The organism is Streptomyces sp. NPDC031049, from assembly GCF_055571015.1.
Genome location: NZ_JBVIGC010000011.1, coordinates 211,747 through 235,999 on the forward strand (window position 1 = coordinate 211,747; position 24,253 = coordinate 235,999).

General features: G+C 71.7%; 24 protein-coding genes and 2 pseudogenes. 9 read left to right on the forward strand and 17 right to left on the reverse strand.

Annotated elements, in window-relative coordinates; translation table 11 throughout:
• The first annotated feature begins 235 nt into the window (after window positions 1–235).
• Complete coding sequence (gene lnt, locus ACZ45Q_RS20365) at window positions 236–1,819, forward strand: apolipoprotein N-acyltransferase (protein WP_468263060.1); 1,584 nt, start codon at window positions 236–238, stop codon at window positions 1,817–1,819.
• Here the strand turns inward: lnt and ACZ45Q_RS20370 are convergent.
• Both ACZ45Q_RS20370 and ACZ45Q_RS20375 read right to left on the reverse strand, forming a co-directional pair.
• Window positions 1,743–2,648, reverse strand: a complete 906-nt coding sequence (locus ACZ45Q_RS20370; protein ID WP_468263063.1) for a Gfo/Idh/MocA family protein — start codon at window positions 2,646–2,648, stop codon at window positions 1,743–1,745. The genes lnt and ACZ45Q_RS20370 overlap by 77 nt on opposite strands.
• Before the next feature lie 11 nt (window positions 2,649–2,659).
• The gene (locus ACZ45Q_RS20375) at window positions 2,660–3,844 is read right to left on the reverse strand and encodes an FAD-dependent monooxygenase (RefSeq protein ID WP_468263066.1); all 1,185 of its coding nucleotides are present in this window, start codon (window positions 3,842–3,844) and stop codon (window positions 2,660–2,662) included.
• Window positions 3,845–3,937: 93 nt separating this feature from the next.
• Between ACZ45Q_RS20375 and ACZ45Q_RS20380 the strand changes: the two genes are divergently transcribed.
• The 3 genes from ACZ45Q_RS20380 (at window position 3,938) to ACZ45Q_RS20390 (ending at window position 5,760) form a co-directional block, all read left to right on the forward strand.
• Window positions 3,938–4,555 (forward strand): TetR/AcrR family transcriptional regulator, encoded by a 618-nt coding sequence (locus tag ACZ45Q_RS20380; protein ID WP_468263069.1) that lies wholly within the window; start codon window positions 3,938–3,940, stop codon window positions 4,553–4,555.
• A gap of 44 nt (window positions 4,556–4,599) precedes the next feature.
• Entirely contained in the window at window positions 4,600–5,112 is a 513-nt protein-coding gene (locus tag ACZ45Q_RS20385) for a DinB family protein (protein ID WP_468263072.1), read from the forward strand.
• 129 nt (window positions 5,113–5,241) lie between these two features.
• Entirely contained in the window at window positions 5,242–5,760 is a 519-nt protein-coding gene (locus tag ACZ45Q_RS20390) for a hypothetical protein (RefSeq protein WP_468263075.1), read from the forward strand.
• 245 nt (window positions 5,761–6,005) lie between these two features.
• On the opposite strand, the gene ACZ45Q_RS20395 is transcribed toward ACZ45Q_RS20390, so the two are convergent.
• The 5 genes from ACZ45Q_RS20395 to fabG all read right to left on the reverse strand — a co-directional run bounded on the left by ACZ45Q_RS20395 (window position 6,006) and on the right by fabG (window position 10,840).
• Complete coding sequence (locus ACZ45Q_RS20395) at window positions 6,006–6,584, reverse strand: hypothetical protein (protein WP_468263260.1); 579 nt, start codon at window positions 6,582–6,584, stop codon at window positions 6,006–6,008.
• A gap of 127 nt (window positions 6,585–6,711) precedes the next feature.
• Window positions 6,712–7,395 carry a uracil-DNA glycosylase gene (ung, locus tag ACZ45Q_RS20400; protein WP_468263077.1) on the reverse strand — a complete coding sequence of 228 codons (684 nt, stop codon included), beginning with the start codon at window positions 7,393–7,395 and terminating at the stop codon, window positions 6,712–6,714.
• 118 nt (window positions 7,396–7,513) lie between these two features.
• On the reverse strand, window positions 7,514–9,100 hold the full coding sequence (locus tag ACZ45Q_RS20405; protein WP_468263080.1) for an ABC transporter substrate-binding protein: 1,587 nt from the start codon (window positions 9,098–9,100) through the stop codon (window positions 7,514–7,516).
• A 189-nt stretch (window positions 9,101–9,289) separates the two neighbouring features.
• Window positions 9,290–10,057, reverse strand: a complete 768-nt coding sequence (locus ACZ45Q_RS20410) for an SDR family oxidoreductase (RefSeq protein ID WP_468263082.1) — start codon at window positions 10,055–10,057, stop codon at window positions 9,290–9,292.
• Window positions 10,058–10,078: 21 nt separating this feature from the next.
• A complete protein-coding gene (gene fabG / locus ACZ45Q_RS20415) occupies window positions 10,079–10,840 on the reverse strand; it encodes a 3-oxoacyl-ACP reductase FabG (protein ID WP_468263085.1) in 762 nt (253 codons plus the stop codon).
• A 259-nt stretch (window positions 10,841–11,099) separates the two neighbouring features.
• Here fabG and ACZ45Q_RS20420 point away from each other — a divergent pair, with 259 nt between their 5' ends.
• Window positions 11,100–11,543 carry an excalibur calcium-binding protein gene (locus tag ACZ45Q_RS20420; protein WP_468263088.1) on the forward strand — a complete coding sequence of 148 codons (444 nt, stop codon included), beginning with the start codon at window positions 11,100–11,102 and terminating at the stop codon, window positions 11,541–11,543.
• Window positions 11,544–11,554: 11 nt separating this feature from the next.
• On the opposite strand, the gene ACZ45Q_RS20425 is transcribed toward ACZ45Q_RS20420, so the two are convergent.
• The 4 genes from ACZ45Q_RS20425 to ACZ45Q_RS20440 all read right to left on the reverse strand — a co-directional run bounded on the left by ACZ45Q_RS20425 (window position 11,555) and on the right by ACZ45Q_RS20440 (window position 14,529).
• Window positions 11,555–11,971, reverse strand: coding sequence for a DUF3037 domain-containing protein (locus ACZ45Q_RS20425; protein ID WP_468263090.1), 417 nt, complete (start codon window positions 11,969–11,971; stop codon window positions 11,555–11,557).
• A complete protein-coding gene (locus ACZ45Q_RS20430) occupies window positions 11,968–12,723 on the reverse strand; it encodes a HipA family kinase (RefSeq protein WP_468263093.1) in 756 nt (251 codons plus the stop codon). The genes ACZ45Q_RS20425 and ACZ45Q_RS20430 overlap by 4 nt, the downstream gene beginning before the upstream one ends.
• A 79-nt stretch (window positions 12,724–12,802) precedes the next feature.
• Window positions 12,803–13,492 (reverse strand): site-specific integrase, encoded by a 690-nt coding sequence (locus ACZ45Q_RS20435; RefSeq protein ID WP_468263097.1) that lies wholly within the window; start codon window positions 13,490–13,492, stop codon window positions 12,803–12,805.
• Window positions 13,493–14,118: 626 nt separating this feature from the next.
• Window positions 14,119–14,529, reverse strand: coding sequence for a helix-turn-helix transcriptional regulator (locus ACZ45Q_RS20440; RefSeq protein WP_468263100.1), 411 nt, complete (start codon window positions 14,527–14,529; stop codon window positions 14,119–14,121).
• Between the two features lie 354 nt (window positions 14,530–14,883).
• Here ACZ45Q_RS20440 and ACZ45Q_RS20445 point away from each other — a divergent pair.
• Window positions 14,884–15,156, forward strand: a pseudogene (locus ACZ45Q_RS20445) (hypothetical protein); the annotation flags it as partial.
• 152 nt (window positions 15,157–15,308) lie between these two features.
• Here the strand turns inward: ACZ45Q_RS20445 and ACZ45Q_RS20450 are convergent.
• Together ACZ45Q_RS20450 and ACZ45Q_RS20455 are read right to left on the reverse strand one after the other, a co-directional pair.
• Window positions 15,309–15,992, reverse strand: a complete 684-nt coding sequence (locus ACZ45Q_RS20450; protein ID WP_468263102.1) for an ABC transporter ATP-binding protein — start codon at window positions 15,990–15,992, stop codon at window positions 15,309–15,311.
• Window positions 15,989–17,077 (reverse strand): ABC transporter permease, encoded by a 1,089-nt coding sequence (locus ACZ45Q_RS20455; protein ID WP_468263105.1) that lies wholly within the window; start codon window positions 17,075–17,077, stop codon window positions 15,989–15,991. Before ACZ45Q_RS20455 ends, ACZ45Q_RS20450 begins: the two co-directional genes overlap by 4 nt.
• A gap of 174 nt (window positions 17,078–17,251) precedes the next feature.
• Between ACZ45Q_RS20455 and ACZ45Q_RS20460 the strand changes: the two genes are divergently transcribed.
• Together ACZ45Q_RS20460 and ACZ45Q_RS20465 are read left to right on the forward strand one after the other, a co-directional pair.
• Window positions 17,252–18,472, forward strand: coding sequence for a sensor histidine kinase (locus ACZ45Q_RS20460; RefSeq protein WP_468263109.1), 1,221 nt, complete (start codon window positions 17,252–17,254; stop codon window positions 18,470–18,472).
• Window positions 18,469–19,107 carry a response regulator gene (locus ACZ45Q_RS20465; RefSeq protein ID WP_468263112.1) on the forward strand — a complete coding sequence of 213 codons (639 nt, stop codon included), beginning with the start codon at window positions 18,469–18,471 and terminating at the stop codon, window positions 19,105–19,107. The genes ACZ45Q_RS20460 and ACZ45Q_RS20465 overlap by 4 nt, the downstream gene beginning before the upstream one ends.
• 34 nt (window positions 19,108–19,141) lie before the next feature.
• On the opposite strand, the gene ACZ45Q_RS20470 is transcribed toward ACZ45Q_RS20465, so the two are convergent.
• Genes ACZ45Q_RS20470 through ACZ45Q_RS20480 form a run of 3 tightly spaced genes read right to left on the reverse strand, consistent with a single transcriptional unit; the run spans window position 19,142 to window position 20,226 of the window.
• Window positions 19,142–19,723 (reverse strand): hypothetical protein, encoded by a 582-nt coding sequence (locus tag ACZ45Q_RS20470; RefSeq protein WP_468263115.1) that lies wholly within the window; start codon window positions 19,721–19,723, stop codon window positions 19,142–19,144.
• Window positions 19,717–19,983: a hypothetical protein gene (locus ACZ45Q_RS20475; RefSeq protein ID WP_468263118.1), complete on the reverse strand. Its 267-nt coding sequence runs from the start codon at window positions 19,981–19,983 to the stop codon at window positions 19,717–19,719. The genes ACZ45Q_RS20470 and ACZ45Q_RS20475 overlap by 7 nt, the downstream gene beginning before the upstream one ends.
• Window positions 19,984–19,992: 9 nt before the next feature.
• Complete coding sequence (locus ACZ45Q_RS20480; RefSeq protein WP_468263121.1) at window positions 19,993–20,226, reverse strand: hypothetical protein; 234 nt, start codon at window positions 20,224–20,226, stop codon at window positions 19,993–19,995.
• 1,566 nt (window positions 20,227–21,792) lie between these two features.
• Here ACZ45Q_RS20480 and ACZ45Q_RS20485 point away from each other — a divergent pair.
• Window positions 21,793–21,942: pseudogene (locus tag ACZ45Q_RS20485) on the forward strand (IS5/IS1182 family transposase); the annotation flags it as partial.
• 47 nt (window positions 21,943–21,989) lie between these two features.
• On the opposite strand, the gene ACZ45Q_RS20490 reads toward ACZ45Q_RS20485, so the two are convergent.
• Window positions 21,990–24,089 carry an N-acetylmuramoyl-L-alanine amidase gene (locus tag ACZ45Q_RS20490; RefSeq protein ID WP_468263124.1) on the reverse strand — a complete coding sequence of 700 codons (2,100 nt, stop codon included), beginning with the start codon at window positions 24,087–24,089 and terminating at the stop codon, window positions 21,990–21,992.
• Between the last annotated feature and the right edge of the window lie 164 nt (window positions 24,090–24,253).

The window sequence follows — 24,253 nt, forward strand, 5'->3', positions numbered from 1 at the left end:
GCTGTTTGATCGTCGGCCGAGGTGTTTGATCGATCATCGATCAGTCTAGGGTCTCGACGGCGGCCGGTCACCGCCTCCGACCGGAAGAACGACGGGCGCGGACCGATGGGGCGCGGCGACGTGACGGCGCGTTCCCGGTCGACGGAGGGCCGGTGTGATCAACTGACCGGGTGCGCTTCTCGTCCGCCCGGCGGCCGGGCGCACACTGGAGGCACCACGGGGTAGGGAGGCGTCCATGAACTCGTTGAGCCGCTGGCTCGCCTCCCCGTGGCGCCGCTCGGCCGCCGCCGCGCTGGCGGGTGCCCTGCCCGTCCTGGCGTTTCCGGCCCCGGCCCTGTGGTGGTGGGCGTACGTCGCCCTGGTCCCCTGGCTGCTGCTGGCCCGCTCCGCGCCCACCGGCCGGCGGGCCCTGTACGACGGCTGGTGGGGCGGCTTCGGGTTCATGCTGGCCATGCACCACTGGCTGCTGCCGAACCTGCACGTGTTCACCTTCGTCATCGCGGCGCTCCTCGGTGCGCTCTGGGCACCGTGGGGCTGGCTGGTGCGCCGGCTGCTGGGCGGTGCGCCCGCAGGGTCGCGGGCCGCGGCGGCGCTGCTGGTCCTGCCGTCGGGCTGGCTGGCGGTCGAGCTGGTCCGCTCCTGGGAGGGGCTCGGCGGCCCGTGGGGCATGCTCGGCGCGAGCCAGTGGCAGGTCGGGCCGGCGCTGCGGACCGCGTCGGTCGGCGGGGTCTGGCTGATCAGTTTCCTGGTCGTGGCCGTGAACGTGGCCCTCGCCGTCCTGATCGCCGTCCGCGGTGCCCGGGTGCCCGCTGTCGCCGGGCTCGTCGCGGTCGCCGCCGCCGGTTCCGCGGCCTGGGCGGGATCGCCGCGCCCGGACGCCGGGGACCGGGCGCGGATCGCCGTGGTCCAGCCGGGGGTCGTCGCCGGTCCGGACAGTGCGGACCGGCGGTTCGACCGCGAGGAGGAGCTGACCCGGCGGCTCGCCGGACGGGACGCCGATCTGATCGTCTGGGGCGAGAGCAGCGTCGGCTTCGACCTGGGCGACCGGCCCGACCTGGCGCGGCGGATCGCGGCGCTCTCCCGGGAGACCGGCGCGGACATCCTGGTCAACGTCGACGCGCGGCGCTCGGACCGGCCCGGCATCTACAAGAGTTCGGTGCCGATCGGGCCCGACGGCCCGACCGGCGACCGGTACGACAAGATGCGGCTGGTGCCGTTCGGCGAGTACGTCCCGTTCCGCTCGCTGCTCGGCTGGGCCACGTCCGTCGGGGAGGCGGCGGCCGAGGACCGGCGGCGGGGCGGTGCACAGGTGGTGATGGACACCGGGGCGAACGGGGGCGGGCTGCGGATCGGGCCGATGGTGTGCTTCGAGAGCGCCTTCCCCGACATGAGCCGCCGGCTGGCCGCGGACGGCGCGCAGGTGCTGCTCGCGCAGTCGTCGACGTCGACCTTCCAGCAGAGCTGGGCCCCCGAGCAGCACGCCTCGCTGGCCGCGCTGCGCGCCGCCGAGACCGGCCGCCCCATGGTGCACGCGACCCTGACCGGCGTCTCCGCGGTCTACGACGCGGGCGGGAAGCGGATCGGGCCGTGGCTGGGCACCGGCGCGAGCACCGCGCACGTCTACGAGGTGCCGCTCGCCGACGGCACCACGCCCTACGTCCGGTTCGGCGACTGGACCGTGTACGCGTCCCTGCTGATCCTCGCCGCGTGGGCCGCCTCCGACGGCGTACGGACGCTGCGGCTCAGGCGGTCTGCTCCCGCACCGCAACCACCACCCGCTCACACAGCTCATGGGTCGCCAGCGCGTCCCGGGCGCTGAGCACCTTTCCGGCGCGGACGGCGTCGAGGAAGGCCAGCACGGCCTGCTCGATGCCGCGCTGCCGGGCGACCGGCACCCAGTCGCCGCGGCGCCGCACCGTCGGCTGCCCCTTGTGGTCGATCACCTCGGCGAGGTTGACCACCTGGCGCTTGGTGTCCTGCCCGGAGACCTCGAGGATCTCCTCGGCGGAGCCGCTGAGCCGGTTCATCACGCCGAGCGCGGTGAAGCCGTCCCCGGCGAGCTGGAGCACGACGTGGTGCAGCAGGCCGCCCTCGGTGCGGGCGCGGACGGTCACGTCGTCGACCGGGCCGGGCACCAGGAACCGCAGGGTGTCGACGACGTGGATGAAGTCGTCGAGGATCATCGTGCGGGGTTCCTCGGGCAGGCCTATGCGGTTCTTCTGCATGAGGATCAGCTCGCGCGGGTGCTCGGCGCACTGCGCGTAGCCGGGGGCGTAGCGCCGGTTGAACCCGACGGCGAGGGCGACGCCGCGCTCCTCGGCGAGCGCCACGAGCCGCTCGGAGTCGGCGAGTTCGTAGGCGAGGGGCTTGTCGACGTACGTCGGCACGCCGGCCTCCAGCAGCCGGGCGACGATCTCCGGGTGGACGGCGGTCGGCGCGTGCACGAACGCGGCGTCGAGACCTGCGGCGAGCAGGGAGTCGAGGTCGGCGTGGCGCTGTCCCGGCGGGAGGTGCAGCCCGTCGGCGACCCGGGTGAGGGTCGCGGGGGTGCGGGTCTGCACGTGCAGCTCGACGCCGGGCTGGACGGCCAGCACCGGAAGGTACGCCTTCTGCGCGATGTCGCCGAGTCCGATGCAGCCGACCTTCACGGGGTGTTCTCCTAGCGCTCGCCGACCTGGGTCTGCCGGGAAGCATACGGCGCCTGCGGGGGCCGCCAGTCGGCGATGCCGTCGAAGCCGCGCAGGAACAGGGCGGGGCCGGCCTTGGACAGCGCGGCCAGGGCGGTGTTGCGGACCGCGGCGACCGCGCGGTTGGAGGTCATGTTCAGCCGGGCGACCCGCACGGCCTGCCGGGTGACGGCGGTCGTCCGGGGCAGCCGGGCGGCGGTGTACGCGGCCAGGTCGTCGGCGTGGTGGGCGAGCACGATCGCGTCCTCGACGGCCTGGTTGCCGCCCTGTCCGAGGGTGGGCGGCATGGCGTGCGCGGCGTCGCCGAGCAGGGCGACCCGGCCGCGGTGCAGGGCGGGCAGCGGTTCGGCGAGGTGGTGCACGTCGTGGCGGAGGACGTCCTCGGGGCGCGCGGCGGCGAGGACGGCGGGGATCGGGTCGTGCCAGTCGCCGAAGCGCCGCAGCAGTTCCGCCCTCTCGTCGTCGGGGGCCCGGCCTCCGGCCTCGGTGACGGCGGCGGCGTAGGCGTAGACCCGGCCGTCCTTGAGCGGGTGCGTGCCCCAGAGCCGGCCCGGGCCCCAGGTCTCGTGCGAGGCGAACCGCAGGCCGGGCACGGGGATCACCACGCGCCAGGTGGTGAAGCCCGAGTAGACGGGCCCCGGGTGGTCCGGGAACAGCGTGTCGCGTACGGCGGAGCGGATGCCGTCGGCGGCCACGACGAGGTCGGCCTCCAGCTCGCCGGCGGGCGTGCGGACCCGGGCGGGCCGGTCCGCGTCGCCGGGGTCGGCGAGGGTCGCGGCGGCGGACGTGCGGACGGTGCCCGGCGGGAGCCGGCCGGCGAGGCGGTCGATGAGCGTGGCCCGGTGCAGCAGGACCAGGGGTCCGCCGAAGCGCCGGGCCGCCGCCTCGGCGCTGGAGCGGGACAGCCAGCGCCCGCCGGGCGTGCGCAGCCCTCCGTCGCCCTGCCAGGCGGCCAGGGCGCGGATCTCGTCGCCGAGGCCGATGACGTCCAGCGCCCGCAGGGAGTTGGGGGACAGGGAGATGGCCGCGCCGACCGGTTCCAGCGACGGAGCGCGCTCCAGCACGGTGACCTGCCCGCCGCGCAGGTGGAGGGCGACCGCCGCGGTCAGTCCGCCGATCCCGCCGCCGATGACGACGACCCGCTGTGTGCCTGCCATGGCCCCTCCTCGCACCTCACCGCTCACTACAGATGTAGTCGGCCCGTGCCTCGACTGTACTACAGCAGTAGTGAGCCGGGTAGGTTGGCTGTCATGTCCGTACGCCCCGCCACCGCATCCCGTGCCGGCCTCGTCGCCGACACCGCGCTCGCGCTCCTCGCCGAGCGCGGCATGCGGGGGCTCACGCACCGGGCGGTCGACGAGGCGGCCGGGCTGCCGCAGGGGTCGACGTCGAACGTCGCCCGGACCCGGCAGGCGCTGCTGGAGCTGGCGGTGCGGCGGCTGGCCGACCGGGAGGCGCGGGTGCTCGCGCTGCACGAGATGCCGGACCCGGCCGCCGGTCTCGACTCCCTGCTGGACGCCCTGGCCCTCGCCACCCACCGGGCCCTGACCCGCAACCGCGAACTGACGCTGGCCCGCTACGAACTGGCCCTGGAGGCGACGCGCCGCCCCGAACTGCGGGCCCACTTCGACGCGGCCGGCGCCCGCTTCCGCGAGCAGCTCGGCGCCCTGGTGAGGGGGCTGGGTTCGACCGATCCGGACCGGCACGTGCTGTCGCTGGTGGCCTGGGCCGACGGACTGATGTTCAGCTGCGTGGCCGGGACCTTCCACGCCGAGGTCCCGAGCCGGGAGGAGGTCCGGGCGGGGCTGCGGGAGCTGCTGGAGGGCATGGTGGGCGGTGGCCGGCGGGGCGGTACGGGCGGCGGGTGAAACCCCGTGGTGCCCTCGGGACGCGGTGCGCGAGGATGCGGGGCATGACCACCGAGCGCCGGACACCCGCGGGCAACGCCGACGAACGCACCATGCTGGAGGGCTGGCTGGAGTACCACCGCAGGACGCTGGCCTGGAAGTGCGAGGGCCTGACCGACGCCCAGTTGCGCACCGCCTCCGTACCGCCGTCCGAACTGTCCCTGCTGGGACTGGTGCGGCACATGGCCGACGTGGAACGGTCCTGGTTCCGCAGGGTGCTGATGGACGACGGTGCCGCGCCGATCTACTACAGCGACGAGGACCGCGACGGCGAGTTCCATCCGACCGAAGCGGACACCTGGCAGGAGACCTACGACACCTGGCAGGCCGAGATCGGCACCGCCCGGCGCAACGCGGCGCGGTTCGGGCTGGACGACCTCTCCCGAGGCCGCAGCCGGTTCACCGGCGAGCCCTTCAGCCTCCGGTGGATCTACACGCACATGATCGAGGAGTACGCGCGGCACAACGGCCACGCCGACCTGGTCCGGGAGCGCCTCGACGGCACCACCGGCGACTGACGCCCGCGCGGGGAGCACGGAGCACCGTGCGCGGAGCACCGCGCGGGGAGCGTGCAGGGATCACCCGTGCGGGGCATCCTCCGCCGGACCGGTGCCGTGGGCGGTCCCGGACCCAGCAGAGTGGCGCGCGTGCATCGATCGACGACCACCGCGACCACCACCGCGACGCTCCTGCTGACCGTTGCCGTCTCGGCCCTGACCGGCTGTGTGACGGTCCAGCGCCCGCCCGCGACGGGGCCGACGGCGGCCGGGACCCCGCCGACCTCGGCCCGCCCGGACGGTGCGGCGGAACCGCGGGTCGTGCAGGCGCCGGCCCGGGAGGCGCTGGAGATGGCCGGCTCCGCGCCGCCGTCGGAGCGGGCCGACGCCGAGCCGCGCCGGACGGCTCCCTCGGCTCGGGCGCCGCGGCGGACACCGTCGGCCGCTCCCGAGCAGCGGGCGCGGCCGGCTCGCCCCGAGCCGCGCAGGGCCGCCCCGCCCACTCCGCGACAGCCGCGCGCCGACGTCCCCGCCCGGCCCGCCGTCCCCGGGCCCGCGCTCGGCGACGCGGGCGGGAACGCGGACGTGTGCGCCCTGGGCAGGCAGTACGGAGGATGGCACCCGGACAGTCCGCAGGCCCGCATCTGCGACCAGACCTACGGCCGCTGACCCGCTCGGCCGCTGCCGGAGCGGAGCACCGTAGAGCCGGTACGGCCACAGCCCGGTCGGCGCCCGGCGCCTGGGAGGCGCCCCGTGCGAGGCAGGCGCCCGGCGCCTGGGAGGCGCCCTGTGCCAGGCGAACGCCCGGCACCCAGGCAAGCCCCGGTTCCCAGGCAAACGCCTGCCCAGACAGGCACCCTTTGCCCGGGCGGGTGGCCGGCACGGTCGCAGGCCCGGCGACGACCCGGCGGGCGTCACGTCCGACGGCGCGGCGGGCCGAGCCCACCGCCGCCCGGCGGACCGCCCGGGAAGCCGTCGTCCGGGGAGCCTGCGCCGGAGGAACCGCCGCCCGGAGGGTCCTCGTCGCCCAGCCGTGCCGCGAGCCGGCCGATGGACGCGCGTACGCCACGGCCGTACGGATCGTCGGCGAGGACGTGCGCCGCCGTCCGGGCACGCCGCAGATGCAGCCGCGCGGCCTCGCGGTGGCCGAGACGGTCGTAGTCGGCGGCCAGGTTCAGGTGCAGGGCGGGACGCAGGGCTCGCGCCGCCGGCGCGCTCTCGTGGCCGGCGAGCCGGTCGTCGGTGAACTCCTCCGCCGCCGACAAGGCCCTGAGATCCCAGGCCAGTTCGTCCGCCGGATCGTCCTGGGTGTCGGCCAGGTAGTGGGCGAGCGTACAGCGGTGCAGCGGGTCGCCGTGCTCGGCCAGCTCGGCCCACAGGCCGAGGAAGCGGTGCCGGGCCTCTTCCCGGTCACCCGCGTGGTGCAGCATCACGACCTGTCCGATCCGCGTCAGCACGGCATCCGGCGCCGCCTGGTCCTGCCCCTGCGCCACCACGTCCTCCGGGCACTCGTCGGCTGCTGTCGCCACCGACGCTAGCCGCCGCGGACGCCGATACCGGTCAGGCGGCTCCGTGCGGAAGGGGCGGGGCGCCGCACGGGCCGCGCGCCCGCCCCGCCGGTCAGCCCAGGTTCGGGATGGTCCAGTCGATCGGCTCGTGCCCCTGCCGGGCGACCGCTTCGTTGATCTGCGTGAACGGGCGGGAGCCGAAGAACTTCTTCGCCGACAGCGGAGAGGGGTGGGCGCCCTTCACCACCACGTGCCGCGTCTCGTCGATCAGCGGCAGCTTCTTCTGGGCGTAGTTGCCCCACAGCACGAAGACCGCCGGGTCGGGGCGCCTCGCCACCGCGCGGATCACCGCGTCGGTGAACAGCTCCCAGCCCCGGCCCTTGTGGGAGTTGGCCTCGCCGGCCCGGACCGTGAGCACCGCGTTGAGCAGCAGGACGCCCTGCTTCGCCCACGGCATCAGATAGCCGTTGTCCGGGACGGGGGTGCCCAGCTCCTCGTGCATCTCCTTGTAGATGTTGCGCAGGGACGGCGGGACCTTCACGCCCGGCCGGACCGAGAAGCACAGGCCGTGGCCCTGGCCCTCGCCGTGGTACGGGTCCTGGCCGAGGACCAGGACCTTCACCTGGTCGTAGGGCGTGGCCTCCAGCGCGGCGAAGACCTCCTCCCGCGGCGGGTAGACGGGGCCGTTCGCCCGCTCCTCCTCGACGAACTCCATCAGCTCCTTGAAGTAGGGCTCCTGCAGTTCGCCGCCCAGCACCTCGCGCCAGGACTCGGGCAGCATGGCGATGTCGGTCACGTCAACTTCCTTACGGTGTGCGGTCACTTCCCACTGCCACCGAACCTACCGGCAGCCACTGACAACCGGTCCCCGGGCCCAGTGACAACCCGGTCCCCGGGCCCGGCGGCGGGGAGCGCTACCAGCTGGTCTTCCGGCCCAGCTGCCACACCATCATGATCGTCGACGGGTCGAGCGCCCGCTCGCCGCCCGAGATCTCCTCGCTCGCGGCGAGGTACTGCTTGCCCTGCCACAGCGGCAGCAGCCGGGCGTCCTCCACCAGGATCTCCTGCGCCGCCTCGAACTCCTTCTCCACTCCCCCGCGGTCGCTCTCCCGGCGGGACCTGGGCAGCAGTTCCTCCGTGATCCGGGGCGCCTCGTAGGGCGTGCCGAGCGCGTTCTGCTTGCCGACGAACGGGGCGATGAAGTTCTCGGCGTCCGGGAAGTCCGGGGACCAGCCGCGGCCGAACACCGGGTACTCGCCCTTCTGGTAGCCCTCGGCGAACGTCTTCCAGGGGCGGCCCTTGACGGTGATGGTGAACAGGCCGGAGGACTCCAGCTGACGCTTGATCTCCTCGAACTCCTTGCCGGTCTCGGAGCCGTAGCGGTCCGTGGTGTACCAGAGGGTGAGCGGCACCGGCTCGGTGATGCCGGCCTCCCTGAGGAGCGCGCGGGCCTTGGAGACGCTGGGGTCGCCGTACTCGTCGAAGAAGCCCGCGGTGTGCCCGGTCAGACCCTTGGGGACCATCGAGTACAGCGGGTCGACGGTGTCCTGGTAGACCTTGTGGGCGATCGCCGCGCGGTCGATGAGCTGGGCCACGGCCTGGCGCACCGGCTTCTTGCTCGCCCAGGGGTCCTCCGGGTTGAAGACCAGGTAGCTGATGTCGGCCGCGGAGCCCTCGATCAGCTGGAGGTTCTCTTCCTTGGTGGACACGCCCTGGAGGTCGATGATGTCGTCGGCGGCCAGGCCGCGGTAGGTCACGTGGATCTCGCCGCCGCGCAGCGCCTTGACCATGGCGCCGGAGTCCTGGAAGTAGCGGACGGTCACGGCGTCGTTGCGGTGCTCGGCGAGGCCTTCGTAGCGGTCGTTGCGGACCAGTTCGGCCTTCTTGCCGTCCTCGTACGACTGGAGTGTGTACGGTCCGGAGCCGAGGACGGAGCCGCCCTCGCGCACCTTGTCCGCGGGGTAGCTGTCGGGGTCGACGATCGACATGGCGGGCGTGGCGAGGACGAACGGGAAGGTCGCGTCGGGCTTGTTGAGGTGGAAGACGACCTCGCGTTCGCTCGGCGCCTGGACGCGGTCGAGGCTGCCCAGCAGACCGGCCGGGCCGCCGTTGAGGTTGATCTTCTTGATCCGGTCGATCGAGTACTTGACCGCCTTGGCGTCCAGGGCGCCGCCGTCGGAGAAGGTCAGGCCCTCGCGCAGTTCGCAGCGGTAGACCTGGTACGAGCTGTCGGTGAAGGCGCACGACTCGGCGGCGTCCGGCTCCGGGGCGGTCGCTCCGCTCGGGTAACTCAGCAACGTCTGGTAGATGTTGCGGAACAGCTCCCAGGAACTGTCCCAGGAGGCGGCGGGGTCCAGGGTACTGGGAGCGCTGGTGGTCCCCACGAGGATGGGCGCTTCCTTGTCCGAGGAGTCGGAGGACAGGATGCCGCATCCGGTGACCAGGGACGATATGGACGCGATGGCCGCCACCCGCCGCAGGCATCGGTTCCGGTTGAACACGCGCACGCTCCTCGATCTGCCGTACCAAGGGTCGGCAGACCATACCGCAGCACGAGGCCCCCTGAACCCCCCTGCGAACAGGGGGTTTGATCATTCAAGCGATGACTACGTTGTCAGGACCCGCCGGTCTCGCCACCCGGACACGGGCGCCGTCGCGTGCGACGGCGCCCGTGGTCACGAAGACACAGCTCAGGCCACGCCGGCGTTCAGGAAGATCCCGCCGTCGACCACCAGTGTCTGGCCGGTGACCCAGTCGGACTGGTCGGAGGTGAGGAACGCGGCGGCGCCCCCGATGTCGGAGGGCACACCGAGCCGCCCCAGCGGATAGGCCGCGGCAGCCTCCGCCTCCCTGCCCTCGTAGAGCGCCTGGGCGAACTTGGTCTTCACCACGGCCGGGGCGATCGCGTTGACCCGCACCTTGGGCGCGAACTCGTGCGCCAGCTGCACGGTCAGGTTGATCATGGCGGCCTTGCTGACGCCGTACGCCCCGATGAACGGGGACGGCGCGAGGCCCGCGACGGAGGCGATGTTGACGATCGCGCCGCCGTTGTCCTTCTGCCAGGCGTGCCAGGTGCGCTGGGCGAAGCCGAGCGCCGAGACCACGTTGGTCTCGAAGACCTTGCGCGCGACGTTCAGGTCGAGGTCGGCGATCGGACCGAAGACCGGGTTGGTGCCGGCGTTGTTGACGAGGTAGTCGACGCGGCCGAAGGCCTCCATCGTGCGCTCGACGGCGACGGCCTGGTGGGCCTCGTCGTGGGCCTTGCCCGCGACGCCGATGACCCGGTCGGCGCCGAGCTGCTCGACGGCCTCCTTCAGGGCGTCCTCGTTGCGGCCGGTGATGCACACCCGGTCGCCGCGTGCGATCAGCGCCTCGGCGACGCCGTAGCCGATGCCGCGGCTGGCGCCCGTGACGAGGGCGACCTTGCCCGAGAGTTCGGGCAGTTCCTGGTTAGTCATGGTGTCCGTGTCCCGTTCCTGTTAGTCGAGCGGTCCGCCGGCGACGTACAGCACCTGGCCGGAGACGAAACCGGCGGCCTCGCCGGTGAAGAAGGCGATGGCGTTGGCGATGTCGTCGGGCTCGCCGACGCGCTGGACCGGGATCTGGGTGGCGGCGGCGGCCTTGAAGTCCTCGAAGCCCATGCCGACCCGCTCGGCGGTCGCGGCGGTCATGTCGGTGGCGATGAAGCCGGGGGCGACGGCGTTGGCGGTGATGCCGAACTTGCCGAGCTCCTTGGCGAGGGTCTTGGTGAAGCCCTGGAGTCCGGCCTTGGCGGCGGAGTAGTTGACCTGGCCGCGGTTGCCGAGGGCGGAGGACGAGGACAGGTTGACGATGCGGCCGAAGCCGGCGTCGACCATGTGCTTCTGACAGGCCTTGGACATCAGGAAGGCGCCGCGCAGGTGCACGTTCATGACGGTGTCCCAGTCGGAGACGCTCATCTTGAACAGCAGGTTGTCGCGCAGCACGCCCGCGTTGTTGACCAGGATCGTCGGCGCGCCCAGCTCCTCGGCGATCCGCGCGACGGCCGCCTCGACCTGCGCCTCGTCGGAGACGTCGCAGCCGACCGCGATCGCCTTGCCGCCGGCCGCGGTGATCTTCTCGACGGTGTCCTTGCAGGCGGCCTCGTCGAGGTCGAGGACGGCGACGGCACGGCCCTCGGCGGCCAGGCGTACGGCGGTGGCGGCACCGATGCCGCGTGCGGCACCGGTGACGACGGCGACCCGCTGCTCAGTGGTGGACATGCTGCTTCTCCTCGTCCTGGGGATGCGGCCGGCGCGCTCGCCTGCGGTGAGCGACCGCTTAGTACCTTCAGCAGAACGTGACGCTAGAAGCCCTGGCACCCGGTGTCAACGGGACACCGTGCGGGTGTGATCCATTACCTGGTCCGGCGCGCTCGTGCCTCGGTGTGCCTCCCCCGTTCGGCCCAAGGTGACGCGCCCCTCGGCCATCCGGCCCATAGCGTCGAGCCGCGAACCTCTCGGGGCCGGAAAGGAGGCGTCCATGCGCCCTCGTACGACTGCCGCGGGTCTGCTGATCGCCGTCGCCGCCACGGCGCCGGCGGCCGGTGCCGCGACCGCCCAGGACGGGTCGTCGCCGGGGGGCGGCACCGACGGCACCATCTCCGCGACGAGCCGCCCGCGGCCCGAAGCGAGCCCTCCCGCGAACCCGCCGGCCAGCCCGGTGGACCCCCCGGCGAGTCCGGCGAACCCCCCGATCGCCCCGGTGAATCCGACGACGGCCCCGGTGGGTCCGGGTCCGACCACCGCTCCGGCCGCCCCCGTCACGCCCGCGCCGGTCACCTCCCCGACCCGCGGTGTCCGCGGCGGGCTCGGCGGGGCGTCGGACGCCGGCCCCAGCGGCTGGGACGTCGGCCTCGGGCTGACCTTCGTCACGGGCGCCGCCTTCGCCGCCGGGTACGCGGTGCGCCGCCGGCGCCGGTCCTGACCGAGGAGGGGCTAGCGGACCAGCACCTCCAGCAGCCGTTCGGTCTCGGCGACCGGGTCGGCGGTGAGGCCGGTGTGCACCGGGCCGGGCTGGACGATCGTGGAGCGGGGCGCGATCAGCCAGCGGAAGCGGCGGCCGGGGTCGTCCTGGGCCGCCTGGCCCGCGGACTCTCCGCCGGCGCACACCCCCTCGACGGCACGCAGGGCGGCGCGCACGCCGGGGAGGTCCACGTGCGGGTCCAGGGCCAGCAGCCGTGCCTCGTCGAGGTGGGTGCGCGCGGCGACGAAGGACTTGGCGCGGCAGTAGACGAGCACACCGGCGTTGACGCACTCGCCGCGCTCGACGCGGGGCACGACACGCAGCAGCGCGTACTCGAAGACGTGCCGGTCGGCCGGGTCGGTCCCGGACAGCGGTCGCGGGTCGGTCACTTCAGCCCCTCGATGCGGTCGTGGATGCCGGCGGCGCGGGCCAGCAGTGGACGGGCGTAGGCGCGCCGCAGGTCGTCCGGGGCCAGGAAACCGGGCTCGTCGGCCAGCCAGGCGTCGGGGATCTCGGCGGTGACCTCGGCGAGGAGTTCCTCGGTGACCAGCGGGGCCAGGGCCGCGGCGGCGGCGCGCACGTCCGGCCCGAAGGGCAGCAGCGCGTGGTCGGAGGCGTCGTAGGGGCGGGCGGCGGAGGCCTCGGCGCCGGGCCAGTTGTGGTGCCAGATCATGGTGGCGCCGTGGTCGATGAGCCAGATCTCGCCGCGCCACCGCAGCAGGTTGGGGTTGCGCCAGGACCGGTCGACGTTGTTCACCAGCGCGTCGAACCAGAGGATCCGCCCCGCCTCCTCGGGGCTCACCTCGAAGGCCAGCGGGTCGAAGCCGAGCGCCCCGGAGAGGAACTCCATGCCCAGGTTGGCGCCGGCGCTGGACTTGAGGAGGTCCTGCACCTGGGGGTCGGGTTCACCGAGCCCCAGGACCGGATCGAGGTCGACGGTGACCAGGTGCGGCATCCGGAAGCCGAGTCGGCGGGCGAGTTCGCCGCAGACGACCTCGGCGACGAGGGTCTTGCGTCCCTGCCCGGCGCCGGTGAACTTCAGGACGTAGGTCCCGAGGTCGTCGGCCTCGACCAGCCCCGGCAGCGAACCGCCCTCACGCAGGGGGGTGATGTAGCGGGTGGCGGTGACCTCGGTCAGCATTTCCCCAGGTTACGCGATCTCATGACCTTGTAATCCATGACGTTCCCAGGATCCCCATGCTCGGGGCGAACTGCCACGATCACCTCTGGGCAGAATCTGGGGAGTTTCCGCTGGCGCGCTGATTCCCCCGCTCCCCGAGCAGTCCGTCGAGCACCATGCGCCCCTTGCTCCCGGCCTCCGGCATGAAGTGAGCGTAGTAACCGAGCGTGATGGCCGGCGAGGAGTGCCCGAGCCAACGCGCCGACGTCACGACCGATTCCCCCGCCTCCAGCATGATCGAGGCATAGGTGTGAGGCAGCACGTGGGAGCCGTCCTTCGGCGCCGCCTCCCACTGCCACTGCTTCGCGCCCTCGGCCCGCGGTGAAATGATCCCGGCCTTGGCGAGCGCGGGCTTCCACGTGTAGGTGTTCCACGTGTTCACGGCGACGGCGCTGCTGAACCGCGTGGTGAGCACGAGGGAGAACTTCCTTTTCGGTCTGTCCGGCCCCGGACTCCCCCACGGGAGCTCCACCTCCACGAACAGCTCGACATGGCGCTTCAGCTCCTCGGCCACCGACGCGGACATGTCGACGGTGCGCGTCGTCGCGCCCTTCGGCAGGGTGAAGTACAGCTTCCCGTTGATGGCCTGAACCTGGCGGCGGACGTGAAGCACGCCCCGCGCATAGTCGATTTCCACCGGGCTCAACCCGAACACTTCGCCCTGGCGAAGCCCGCACCCGAGACCGAGCACGACGGCTATGCGGTTTCGTGCGCTGATCACGTCACGCACTCGCAGCGCCGTCTCGAGCAACCACGCCTCTCGACGTTCTTTCGGTGCCTTGGGCAGCGTACGTACTTCGCGTGCATCGGGTTCCTGGCGAGACGCTTATCGTCGACGGCCGCCTCCAGGATGCTCGACAGCTCTGACAGAATGCCACGCCGGTAGTCGACCGAAGAGACCGTGGCCTCCTCCAACTTCGCGGTACAGGCACGCAGCTGCGCCGCTGTGATACTCCTGAGCGGGAGGTCACCCAGATGCGGACGATGTGAAGCCGTGCTTTCCGCTCCTGGTTCTGCTGGGTCTTCGGAGCGCCTCCCCTGCCCGGGACCCAATGCTTCGTGATGTATCGGCCAGCGTGATGGATCCGTCAGGCGGGTCCACGAACTCTCCGCGCTCCTCATCCGTGGCCGACCGTCGAAGCCACGCCTTGTCGTCCTCCAAGGCCTCGAAGGAACGATCCCGGATCCCGGGAATGCCGGCGACCTTGTATCGCTTGCCCTTCCCGTAGCGAGCGGTCCTTTCTCTCTTCCCGGTGAGCGGATCCTTCTTATTGATCCAACGGTCTTCTATGTAGCCGGGCAGGGGACTCTCCTTAATCGTGAAAGAGGTAACAGCGTCCTACAACACGCGATGCATCAGGCGCTGGAGCTGCGTTCAGAACGGTGCCGCGGAGTCGGGAACAAGGGGCTCAAGGCTGGGTTGGAGCGGGAGTCGGCCTGCTCCTGCTCACGGACCCAGGCATCGAGTGCTTCCCGTCGGTACATGACGCGTCCGCGAGGCCCCATACGGAAGCCGGGTGGCCCTTGCCGCCGGTGCCGCCGGACATAGAGTGTGCGGACTGATAGGCCGAGATACTCGGCAGCATCCTTGACGTTGAGGAACGCGGCGCTCACGGCGTTCGCAGGAGCGGGCAGGGGCGAGGAAGCAGGCCTCGGTGGAGTAGGCATGGATGCAATGGTCGCCACGATCACCGGTTTGGCTAACCGGCGATCGTGGCCTATATTGCGCTCACGCTTCGCTAGAGTTGGCTGCCAGACGCCCTGCATGGATTAGCGTCAAGAGAGCGAAGTCGATCGCCTGAACAGATCGAAGGGCTTATGTCGACAGAGTAAGATTCCTCATCAGGTCATCTGGTGGCACGCTTACCGACCCCGTCCTTCACGGTTTTTTTGCACGTTGACATAGCCCACGTCCGGGCCCTGGGCGTCGACCCGCGCGCCGAGGAGACCACGATCCGGCTCGTACGGACCGCGGCCCTCCAGCACCGGATGGCGGCCCGATGACCACGCCGGCCGCCACCACCGCGGCGATCCTGGAGCAGTATCACCGCCCACCTTGCACAACCCGCTGCTCCTCCGCCGGGCGAGCCGTGGGCGGTGCAGTCCCCCGCCGACGGCGCCGCCGGTCCGATGGTCCGCCTGCAGGAACTTCCGGAGACGAGCAGCCAGTTCACCAGCGCCCTGGAGACCGTGCAGGGCCGCCAGATCGCCGCCCGCCTCTCAGCGCTGGGGCCGGCAGATCGAGTTCCTCACCCGCGAAGTCGAAGAGGCAGCCGAGGGCCTCGGGGCGACCGTCGCCGTCCTGCCCCCGCACTGCACCCCGTGCTGCGCACCCGCCCGCGCCCGGCCGTGGGCACCACACCGCCCGCACCGCCCCGGCACCAGACGCCCTGATCAGGGCGCCCCCCATACACACCACCACCACTTTCTACCTCTACAAGGAGGCCCCATCATGGCCGTTGTTGGTAAGCCCGGCTATCAGAACCTGCGGAATGGTCCTCGTACGCGGAGCTCGTTTAGCCCTGCAAATCGTGCAAGCCGATCGCTTACCGGTTCGTGGCCGGGAGGCGCAGGCGTCCGTCGTGGACTTCGGTGATCTGGTCGACGGCGGTGAGGTGGGTGCGGTCGTGGGTGACCAGGATGGTGGCGGTGGCCTGTTGGTGGGTGAGGCGGGTGATGAGACCGAGGACGGCGGCGCCGCGTTCGTGGTCGAGGGCGCTGGTGGGTTCGTCGACCAGGAGGACGGTGGGGTCGTTCATCAGGGCGCGGGCGATGTTGATGCGCTGGCGCTGGCCGCCGGAGAGCTGGTTGGGGCGGCGGTCGGCTTGGTTGGCGAGGCCGACGGCGTGGAGGAGTTCCATCGCGCGGTCGCGTGCGGTGCGGGGTTTGCGGCCGTCGATCTGGGCCATGACCTGGAGTTGTTCGGCGGCGGTGAGCGAGGGCAGCAGGTTGGGCTGCTGGAAGACGACGCCGATCTTGTGGCGGCGCAGTTCGGTCAGTTCGCCGCGGTTGAGGCCGGCGGTGCTCTGGCCGTCGATGGTGACGGTGCCGGCGTCGGGGGTGATCAGAGTAGCGGCGACCGCGAGGAGGCTGGACTTGCCGGAGCCGGACGGGCCCACCACGGCGGTCAGGCTGCCCTGGGGGACCTCCAGGCTGACCTGGTCGAGCGCGGTCAGGCGGGTGTCGCCGTCAGGGTAGGTGAGGGTGATGTCGGTCAGGGTCAGGCTCATCGGGCGCTCCCCAGGGCGGTCAGCGGGTCGACGGAGGTGATGCGGCGGATGGACAGGGCGGCGCCGAGCGCGCCGAGGAGAATGATCACGACGGCTGGGATCAGGACGGTGGCGGGGGTGAGGAGGAACGGCACGGCGGCGTCGGCCACGAGTCCGCCCAGGGCGGCGGCGACGCCGGTGCCGATCAGGGTGCCGAAGACAAGCAGGACAACTGCCTGCCCGAGCGCGTCCTTGAGCAGGCTGGCGGTGGAGGCGCCCAGGGCTTTGAGGACGGCGACGTCACCGCTGCGCTGGACGGTCCAGACCGTGAAGAAGGCGCCGATGACGAGGGCGGAGATCGCGAAGAGGAAGCCGCGCATCAGCTGCAGGGAGCCGTTCTCGGAGGTGTAGGAGCCGATCGCGGACAGCGAGTCGTCGGTGGAGACCGTCTTGGTGCCGACCTGGCGGTCAGTGGCGGCCGTATCGGCTTTGGAGGTGGTGCTCAGGGCGATGACGGTCGCGGTCGGGCCGTCGTCAGTGCTGGTGGGCGGCGCGGTCTTCTGCCAGGTGTCCAGACTGGTCCAGATCACCGGGGTGTGACTGTAGTGGGCATCGCCCGCAACGGCGGCCACCTTCAGTTGTCGGCCTGCCAGGGCCAGGGCGTCCCCGGCTTTGACGCCGAGGTCGTCGGCGGCTGCGGTGGACAGCACCACCGCGCTGCCGGTGATCTTGTCGCTGTCCGGGGCGAGGCGGGAGCCGGGCTTGACGCCGAAGGCCGAAAGACCGGTGCTCTTGTCTCCCGCGGTGGCTTTGGTCGTGGTGATCCCCAGCGGCTCGGCGCTTTCGACACCCGGCGCCTTCGCCCACTTTTTCCACTGCTGTTCGGTGACGGTGGAGTTGGAGTACGACAGGTTCTGCCCGCCGCTGGGAGCCTGGAAGGCGATCTTGTCGGCGGGCAGGGACGTGATCGCCGAGATGTTCTGCTGGCCCAGTCCGGCCGTCAGCCCGGACAGCAGCCCGACCAGCAGGGTGATTAGTACGATGACGGTCCCCATCAGGGCGAAGCGCCACTTGGCGAACTTCAGGTCTCTCCAGGCGACAAACACGGCCCTGGCCTGTCCTTTCCAGCGGTGGATGCGCGGTATGACTCCACCCTCTCCGCCGGCCCCTGCGTGCGCGTCTGGCGCAGGACGGCATTCGGCGGTCCGAAAGACAGCACGCGGGTTCTAACTTTTGATGGAGGCCCTTCCGGCGTCGGTTTTCGTAACCTGGGACGCACTGTGAACTCTGCCGCTCCTGCCCTGACCCCGACCACCCGGGCCCTGGCCTGGTGCCTGCACCTGCTGGTCATCGGCTTGCTCGCCCTGGCCGCTGGCCGGGCCGTGACCGGCGAGCCGCCCCACGCTGGATGGATCGTCGTCACGGCAGCAGCGTGCGGCCTGGCGTATGCGGCTGGTCCCGTGCTGCCTGGCGTACGTCGCTCGCGGCGGGCGGCCGCGCTGTGGCTGGCCGCCGTGGGGGTCTGCTGGCTGGTGCTGCTGGCTTTCACTCCCGACGCCGTGTGGGTGGCCTTCCCGTTGTACTTCCTCCAGCTGCACCTGCTGTCCCGCCGCGCCGGACTGGTGGCCGTGGCCGCCACCGCCGCCGCGGCCATCGCGGGCTTCGCCGCCCACCAGCACTCCTTCAGCCCCGCCATGGCCCTCGGCCCCGCCCTCGGCGCCGCCGTCGCCGTCGCCGTGGTGTGGGGATATCAGGCCCTGTATCGGGAGAGCGAACACCGCCGTCGTCTGATCGAAGAACTCACCGCTACCCGCGCCGACCTGGCAGCAGCCCAGCACACCGCCGGCGTGCTCGCCGAACGCGACCGCCTGGCCCGCGAGATCCACGACACCCTCGCCCAGGGCCTCTCCAGCATCCAGCTGCTGCTGCGCGCCGCCGAACGAGCACTCCCCCAGGCACCGCAGAACGCAGCCCGCTACGTCGACCAGGCACGGCTGGCCGCCGTCGACAACCTCGCCGAGGCCCGCCGCTTCGTCGCCGCCCTCACCCCGCCCACCCTGGAAGGCACGACCCTGGCCGGCGCCCTGGAACGCCTGTGCACCACCACTTCCGCCCGGCACCGGATCACCGCACGCTTCCACCTCACCGGCACCCCCACCCCGCTCACCACCGCACACGAGGTCGCGCTGCTGCGCATCGCCCAATCCGCCCTGGCCAACACCGTCCAGCACGCCGAAGCCACCGCCGCCGACGTCACCCTCAGCTACCTCCGCGACCACGTCGCCCTCGACATCGTCGACGACGGCCGTGGCTTCGACCCCACCCGCCTGCCCACCCCCGACCCCGAGACCGGCGGCTTCGGGCTGGCCGCCATGCGCGCCCGAACCCAGGCCCTCGGCGGGACCCTCACCGTCGAATCCGCCCCCGGTCACGGCACCGCCCTGGCCGTCCAGCTGCCCTTCACCCCGCCAGCCGACCCTGAGCCCGAGGCCCGTCTGTGACCGACGACACCCCTATCCGCCTGCTCTTGGCCGACGACCATCCTGTCGTACGGGCCGGACTGCGCGCCGTGCTGGAAACTGAGCCCGGCCTCGTCGTCATGGCCGAAGCCGCCACCGCCGAGGACGCCGTCACCCGCGCCGCCGAAGGCGACATCGACGTCGTCCTGATGGACCTGCAGTTCGGCAAGGGCATGGGCGGCGCCGAGGCAACTGCCCGGATCACCGCCCGCCCGGGAGCCCCTCGCGTGCTGATCGTCACCACTTACGACTCAGACGCCGACACACTGCCCACCATCGAAGCCGGCGCCACCGGCTACCTCCTCAAGGACGCCCCACCGGAGGACCTGGCTGCCGCCGTACGTACCGCAGCCGCCGGCCGCACGACACTCGCACCCACCGTCGCCGACCGGCTGATGAACCGCCTGCGTACCCCCGGCACCACCCTGACCCGGCGCGAGACCGAAGTCCTCGCCCTGGTCGCCGACGGACTGTCCAATCAGGCCATCGGCGCACGCCTCCACCTGACTGAAGGCACCGTCAAGTCCCACCTGGCCCGCATCTACGCCAAACTCGACGTCGACTCCCGCACCGCCGCCGTCGCCGCAGCCACCGACCTCGGCCTCATCCGGCGTTGAGCCGGGTGAACACCACACCCTGAGCCGCCCGTGATCACTGGCCCCTGATGCGGGAGGAGACTTCGGCGCCGTAGGCCGAACTGAAACCTCTGGCCTCGGCGTCCCAGTTGTCGGCCGTGGACTGGCTGAAGCCCAGCAGCCTGCTGAAGACGTGGGCGGGCAGTTCGGAGGCGATGTCCATGAGCGAGGCGTTGCGGGACACACGTGGCCGGATACCCAGACGCTTGAGGCGGCGTCCGAGACTGTGCGGTTCCAGGGGCCGCCCGCCGTAGGCTCTGGGAAACAGCCAGACGGATTCGTGCCCGGCGATCACGGGAGCACGGCCATGCCAGTGTTGCACGAGGTCGCGGATGAGGTCATCGAGCGGTGCGGGCATGTCCGCGGGCTGCTGCCCCAGACGGAGCTGGAGCACGCGGCCGTTGTCGATGACGCGCTCGGTGGTGAGGCGGCAGATCCGCGAGGTGGGCTGTGCGAACAGCAATAACAGCAGGCCAGCGACCCGGTCGATCGTCGTCAGATCGGTGTCGTGGACCAGGCGGCGTACCATCGCCCAGCGCCGGTCCTGGGCCACCACCTGTGCGGCGAAGTCACTGGTGTAGAGCGGGGCTGTCAGCACCCGGGAAGGCCGTGCCGGGTCGTCCAGTGCAGGAACCCTCGGACCAGAGCGTGCTGCGGTGCTCCATCGGCGAGCCAGGCATCGATCTGGTCTTGGGTACAGGTGCCCAGTCCAGTGCTGTCGCCGTGCAGTTGCTCCAGCAGTCGTACGACACTGCGGATCTCCATGCGTACGGAGTCGGCCTGGCCGTGGGTGACGTGACTGCCGTGCGGGAGACGGCGCTGTCGCCGGATCGGCTGCCAGCGGGCGTAGTGGTGCACGATCCGGCGTCACTGGGCGTCGGGGATGCGCGCCACCGTACGGATGAGCCACTTCTCCAGGCGGCCGAGGTGCTCATCACGTTCGGCCAGTACGCCGCCGGTCACGAGCAGCGCACGCAGATGGGCGGCGACCGCGTCGCTGGTGATGCGGTCGAGGACCTCGTGGGTGACGGGCCCCGTGGCGCCGGCCAGGGTGCGGAAGGCCGCGCGGCGGGCGGGAATCTTGTGGATCCAACGCAGCACAGTACGGGGTGGCGGCTTCGACAACGCCACCCGGACCCCGTCGAGTCCAGAGCGGACATGTCCTTGGCTATCGGCAAGGACCTCGTCAACGCTGCGCGTGCGCGCGCAGGATGGGCACAGACCGTGGTAGCAGAGCCGTTCCAGCACTCCGCACTGGTGACATGGTCGGCGGGCGCCTGGATCCTTGGCCCAGCAGGTAGGCGCAGCGGACGCCCGTCGCTGGTCCGGCCCGTGGGTTCGAAGGTCTTCCCGCAGCCGGCGCATGGTTGGCTGGACTCCGCATCCATTGCAGACGGGGCGGCCTTCGGCAGTCCGGTTGTTCACGCGCCTCAGCTGCCCGCATCGCGCACACGGCCTGCTCCCGCGCTTTCGCGCAGCACGACAGGCATCGAGGTGCGGGCGAGGACACGTATCGGCATGGCCGGTGCTCCCCACAGGTGGCACACGACGCGGTCGGCACCTCCCGGCAGACGGAGCACAAACCGCCGGCAGCGGTGCGGACACTGCGCACCCGTAGCTCGCCGCAGCCGCTGCAAGGCCGTTGGTTGAACACATCGGCCTGGCCGGCAGCTCACGCAGAGCGGTTTCCCTCGAAGGTGCGTCCGCCGACCGGCCGTTGCCGTTCACATCGCGCACACCTCTCGGTGCGGACCTGGTTCCAGCACCAGCTGCAGCAGCGCAGCCCCTCACGGCGTGAGCGCAAGTCTGTAGTGCCGCGGCAGAATGGGCACAGTGGCACCCCGACGCCGCGGGCACCGTGATCCACAAGTGTCTGGGCGAGGTCTGAGATTTTCGGGGCCCCTTCGCTCCCTCACCGCTGAGCAGTCCCGGCACATCCTGCACCGCCCACAACAGAGGCAGCTGGCCGGCCCGAGTGTGGTGCGATCGAACGCACCACCGCAGCGATCGCCTCCCTTGCGAGGCCGGTCCGTACGCTCAGCATCCGGCCGAGCTCGGCTGCCGGATCGATCCCGGCTTCGGGCCGGTGCTTGCGGCAGCGAGGGTGCCCCTCGCGGTCGCGGTCGGCGAAGTCGATGCTGCCGCAGACCACGCAAGGGTTGGCACGGACTCGGCGGCGATTACAGCAGGAGACACAGATGCGTCCCTCCTCACTCAGCGCCTTCAAGGGGCGTTCCCGACCGCAGTCCGCGCAATAGGGCAGTACCAGCCCGCATGCCCCGTGCTCGCGCAGAGCCCGCACCAGACGCTCGATGAGCCGAGGCCCCTCAGGCCACCCCGTCGTCAGCAGCGTCGGATCCTCCAGCAGAGCCTGCGCCAGCGTCCTGCGCTGCGGTCGCTGGCGAAACACCTTGGTCACCACAGCCGCCACATCGACACCGGCGCAGGAGGCGTCGACCGCGCGGACGACCTCGCAGATCACATCGCCGCGGGCGCAGCCCGGTGAACGGACCTATCCACGAAGGCACCGACGCCGTGATCACACCAGCCACGGCAAGATCATCTCACCCCTGGCCAGCAGATACGGGACAACCTCTAGCTGACCACGAGCGTCAGACACAGGCACCTAGAGGAACTCACCTCCACTAAGAAGTCCACTAAGAAGACCTCAACCGGGCCTTGGTTGCGGCACGGGCACCGGTCGAACGCGGCGTCGCCCGCCTGAAGTCATGGCGGATCTTCCGCCGGTCCCGGTGCAGTCCGAACCGCTTGACGTCAATCGCCAAAGCTGTCCTCAAGCTGGAGCGGCAACGCTGAAGAAGCTCACTGATCGAGGGCGACGGGGGCGGGGCCTGCCTCGCTTGTTACTTGAGGTAGACGAGGCCGTCGGTGGTGACGGTCGGGCGGCCCTTCGTGCCGACCACGACGATCTTGACGGTGTGCTTGGCGCTGGTGCTCCAGGTCCTGGACCAGATCGCGTCGCGGTACTTGGTGGTGGCCGACTTCAGGTCGACGGTGGCGGCTTTGACGCCGTCGACGTAGACATGGGCCTGTCCGGATCCGGCGGCGCGGGAGACCACCCAGGCCGCTGACCGGCCGGTGAAGGTCCACGTCAGGCTGGCGTTCCTGGCCGTGCTGGAGTATGACTTCCCGCCCAGGTAGCTGGCGGAGGACTTGGTGCTCCAGGTGCCGGAACGGGTGGCGGAGGTCTCCTGGAGGATCACGGGCGTGCCGGTGACGGAGGCCGACGCGGTGTTGCCGGCCTGGTCGTGGGCGGTCATCTTCCATGCCGTGGCCATGCCGGACTTCGCGGTGTGGGAGGCGCTGTAGGTGGTGGGGCCGTACGTCTTGGCGACCGGTGCGGTCAGGCGTACCTCCTTCAGTGCGGCGCTGTCGGTGGCCTTCCACTTCAGCGTGAGCGGGACGGCCGTGGTGTTGACCGTGCCGGTGCGCAGGGCGAGGTTCGGCTTGGTGGGGAAGCCCGGGGCGGTGGTCTCCGCGACGACGGTCACCGCCGATGTCGTGGAGGTCTTGCCGGACTGGTGCACGGCCCGCACCGCGATCTTGTGACTGCCGACGGCGAGGGTGGCCTTGGCGGAGGTGACGGTCCCCGCGGTGGTGGCGGCCGGCTTGCCGTCGACGAGCAGCTCGTAGCGGGAGACCAGCGAGGAGGGCGTGCCCGCCGACCAGCTCACGGTGATGCCGGCCCTGGTGTAGTAGGTCGTTCCGGACCGCCCGGCACCGGTGACAGACTTGATGGCCAGGCCGGTGACGGGACCGGCGGCCCAGGAGCGGACGGCGGCGAGCCGGCCGTAGAAGGCGTCGCCGGGGCACTGGGTGTTGTAGCCGTCGCGGTGGCCGTGGACGGCGGGGAAGGACAGCTGGGCGCCACTGGCCCAGGTCTTGCCGGAGTAACTTCGGCCGCTCGCACCTGCGGTGAGCGTGGCGGTGCCCCCGGGATCCACGCCGTACTGGCCGAGCTTCCAGGCGGCCACCCGCGCCACGGCGGCCATCGCGGCCGGTGACGGGGCGGTGTCGGTGTAGGTACCGAGCACGGAGATGCCGGTGGTCTCGGAGTTGAAGCCGTAGGCGTGCGCTCCCATGACGGGGCGATCGATGCCGCCCTTGCGGCCCTCGTAGACGGTGCCGCACTTGTCCACGAGGAAGTTGTAGCCGATGTCTTTCCAGCCCAGCTGCTTCACGTGGTAGGCGTAGATCCCGCGGACGACCGCCGGGGCCTGCTCGCAGGTGTAGCTGTTCGACTCGGCGGTGTGGTGGACGACCACGGCCTTGATCCTGCCGCCGGGGAGATATCCCGGCTCCTCCGGAGCGATCGACTCGTCCGCGCCCCAGCCGGCCCGGGAGGTGACCGGCGGTTGCTGCACGGTGGAGGGCGGGGCCGGCGGGACGCTCATCGTCGGCCCCGGGCTCGACGCCCCGGAGGGCTCGGGGGCCGAAGGCGTCGGGGCAACGCTCGGTGTCCCGGACGGGGTTGCAGACCCGGTGTCAGCGGACTCCTCGGGTGTGGCACCGGCCGGGGGAGTCTCCGGCGAGGCCGGTGGCGCCGACGGCGTGGCAGCCTCGGCCGACTCCGACGGCACCTCGGCCGGGCTCGGGGACGCGGTCTCCTCACCGGTCGCTCCACCGGTCTCCTCGACGGCGAACGCCGCCGGCTCCATACCGGTGGCCTTGCCGCTGCCGGGGTCGATCATGTCCAGCCGCAGACCGGCCGGAAGCCGATGCGACGTCGCCCCGTCCGCCGCGCGCAGCCGGACCTCGACGCCGTCCGACGGCCCGACCCACGCGGGCTCGGTGCCGCCCCGCGAGGCCCCACGCTCGCCCTGGCCGCTGTCGCCGTCGAGCCGCAGCCACGCCGACCACTGCCCGGACCGCGTGGAGCGCGTCCGCACCTCGACGGCGCCGCTCACCCGCGCCGACGGATCGGTCCACGTGACGCCCAGCATGCTGAACGGCTCAGTGCCACGCCGCGGAAGAGAGGCGGATCGGCCCCCGTCGTCCACCGTCAGAGGCTCGGTCCGCGACTCGGCCCGGACCGGCACCGGACCTTCGCCGCCCACCGCGCCCTCGTCCGAAGCACCGGTCAGTCCCTGGAAGCAGATCACCCCGC

Bases quoted from the DNA above. Each gene is read 5' to 3' on its own strand.
- lnt (WP_468263060.1), top strand. From the start codon at position 236: ATGAACTCGTTGAGCCGCTGGCTCGCCTCCCCGTGGCGCCGCTCGGCC.
- ACZ45Q_RS20375 (WP_468263066.1), bottom strand. From the start codon at position 3,844: ATGGCAGGCACACAGCGGGTCGTCGTCATCGGCGGCGGGATCGGCGGA.
- ACZ45Q_RS20380 (WP_468263069.1), top strand. From the start codon at position 3,938: ATGTCCGTACGCCCCGCCACCGCATCCCGTGCCGGCCTCGTCGCCGAC.
- ACZ45Q_RS20385 (WP_468263072.1), top strand. From the start codon at position 4,600: ATGACCACCGAGCGCCGGACACCCGCGGGCAACGCCGACGAACGCACC.
- ACZ45Q_RS20410 (WP_468263082.1), bottom strand. From the start codon at position 10,057: ATGACTAACCAGGAACTGCCCGAACTCTCGGGCAAGGTCGCCCTCGTC.
- fabG (WP_468263085.1), bottom strand. From the start codon at position 10,840: ATGTCCACCACTGAGCAGCGGGTCGCCGTCGTCACCGGTGCCGCACGC.
- ACZ45Q_RS20420 (WP_468263088.1), top strand. From the start codon at position 11,100: ATGCGCCCTCGTACGACTGCCGCGGGTCTGCTGATCGCCGTCGCCGCC.
- ACZ45Q_RS20430 (WP_468263093.1), bottom strand. From the start codon at position 12,723: ATGCTGACCGAGGTCACCGCCACCCGCTACATCACCCCCCTGCGTGAG.
- ACZ45Q_RS20440 (WP_468263100.1), bottom strand. From the start codon at position 14,529: ATGCAGGGCGTCTGGCAGCCAACTCTAGCGAAGCGTGAGCGCAATATA.
- ACZ45Q_RS20450 (WP_468263102.1), bottom strand. From the start codon at position 15,992: ATGAGCCTGACCCTGACCGACATCACCCTCACCTACCCTGACGGCGAC.
- ACZ45Q_RS20490 (WP_468263124.1), bottom strand. From the start codon at position 24,089: ATGCTGGGCGTCACGTGGACCGATCCGTCGGCGCGGGTGAGCGGCGCC.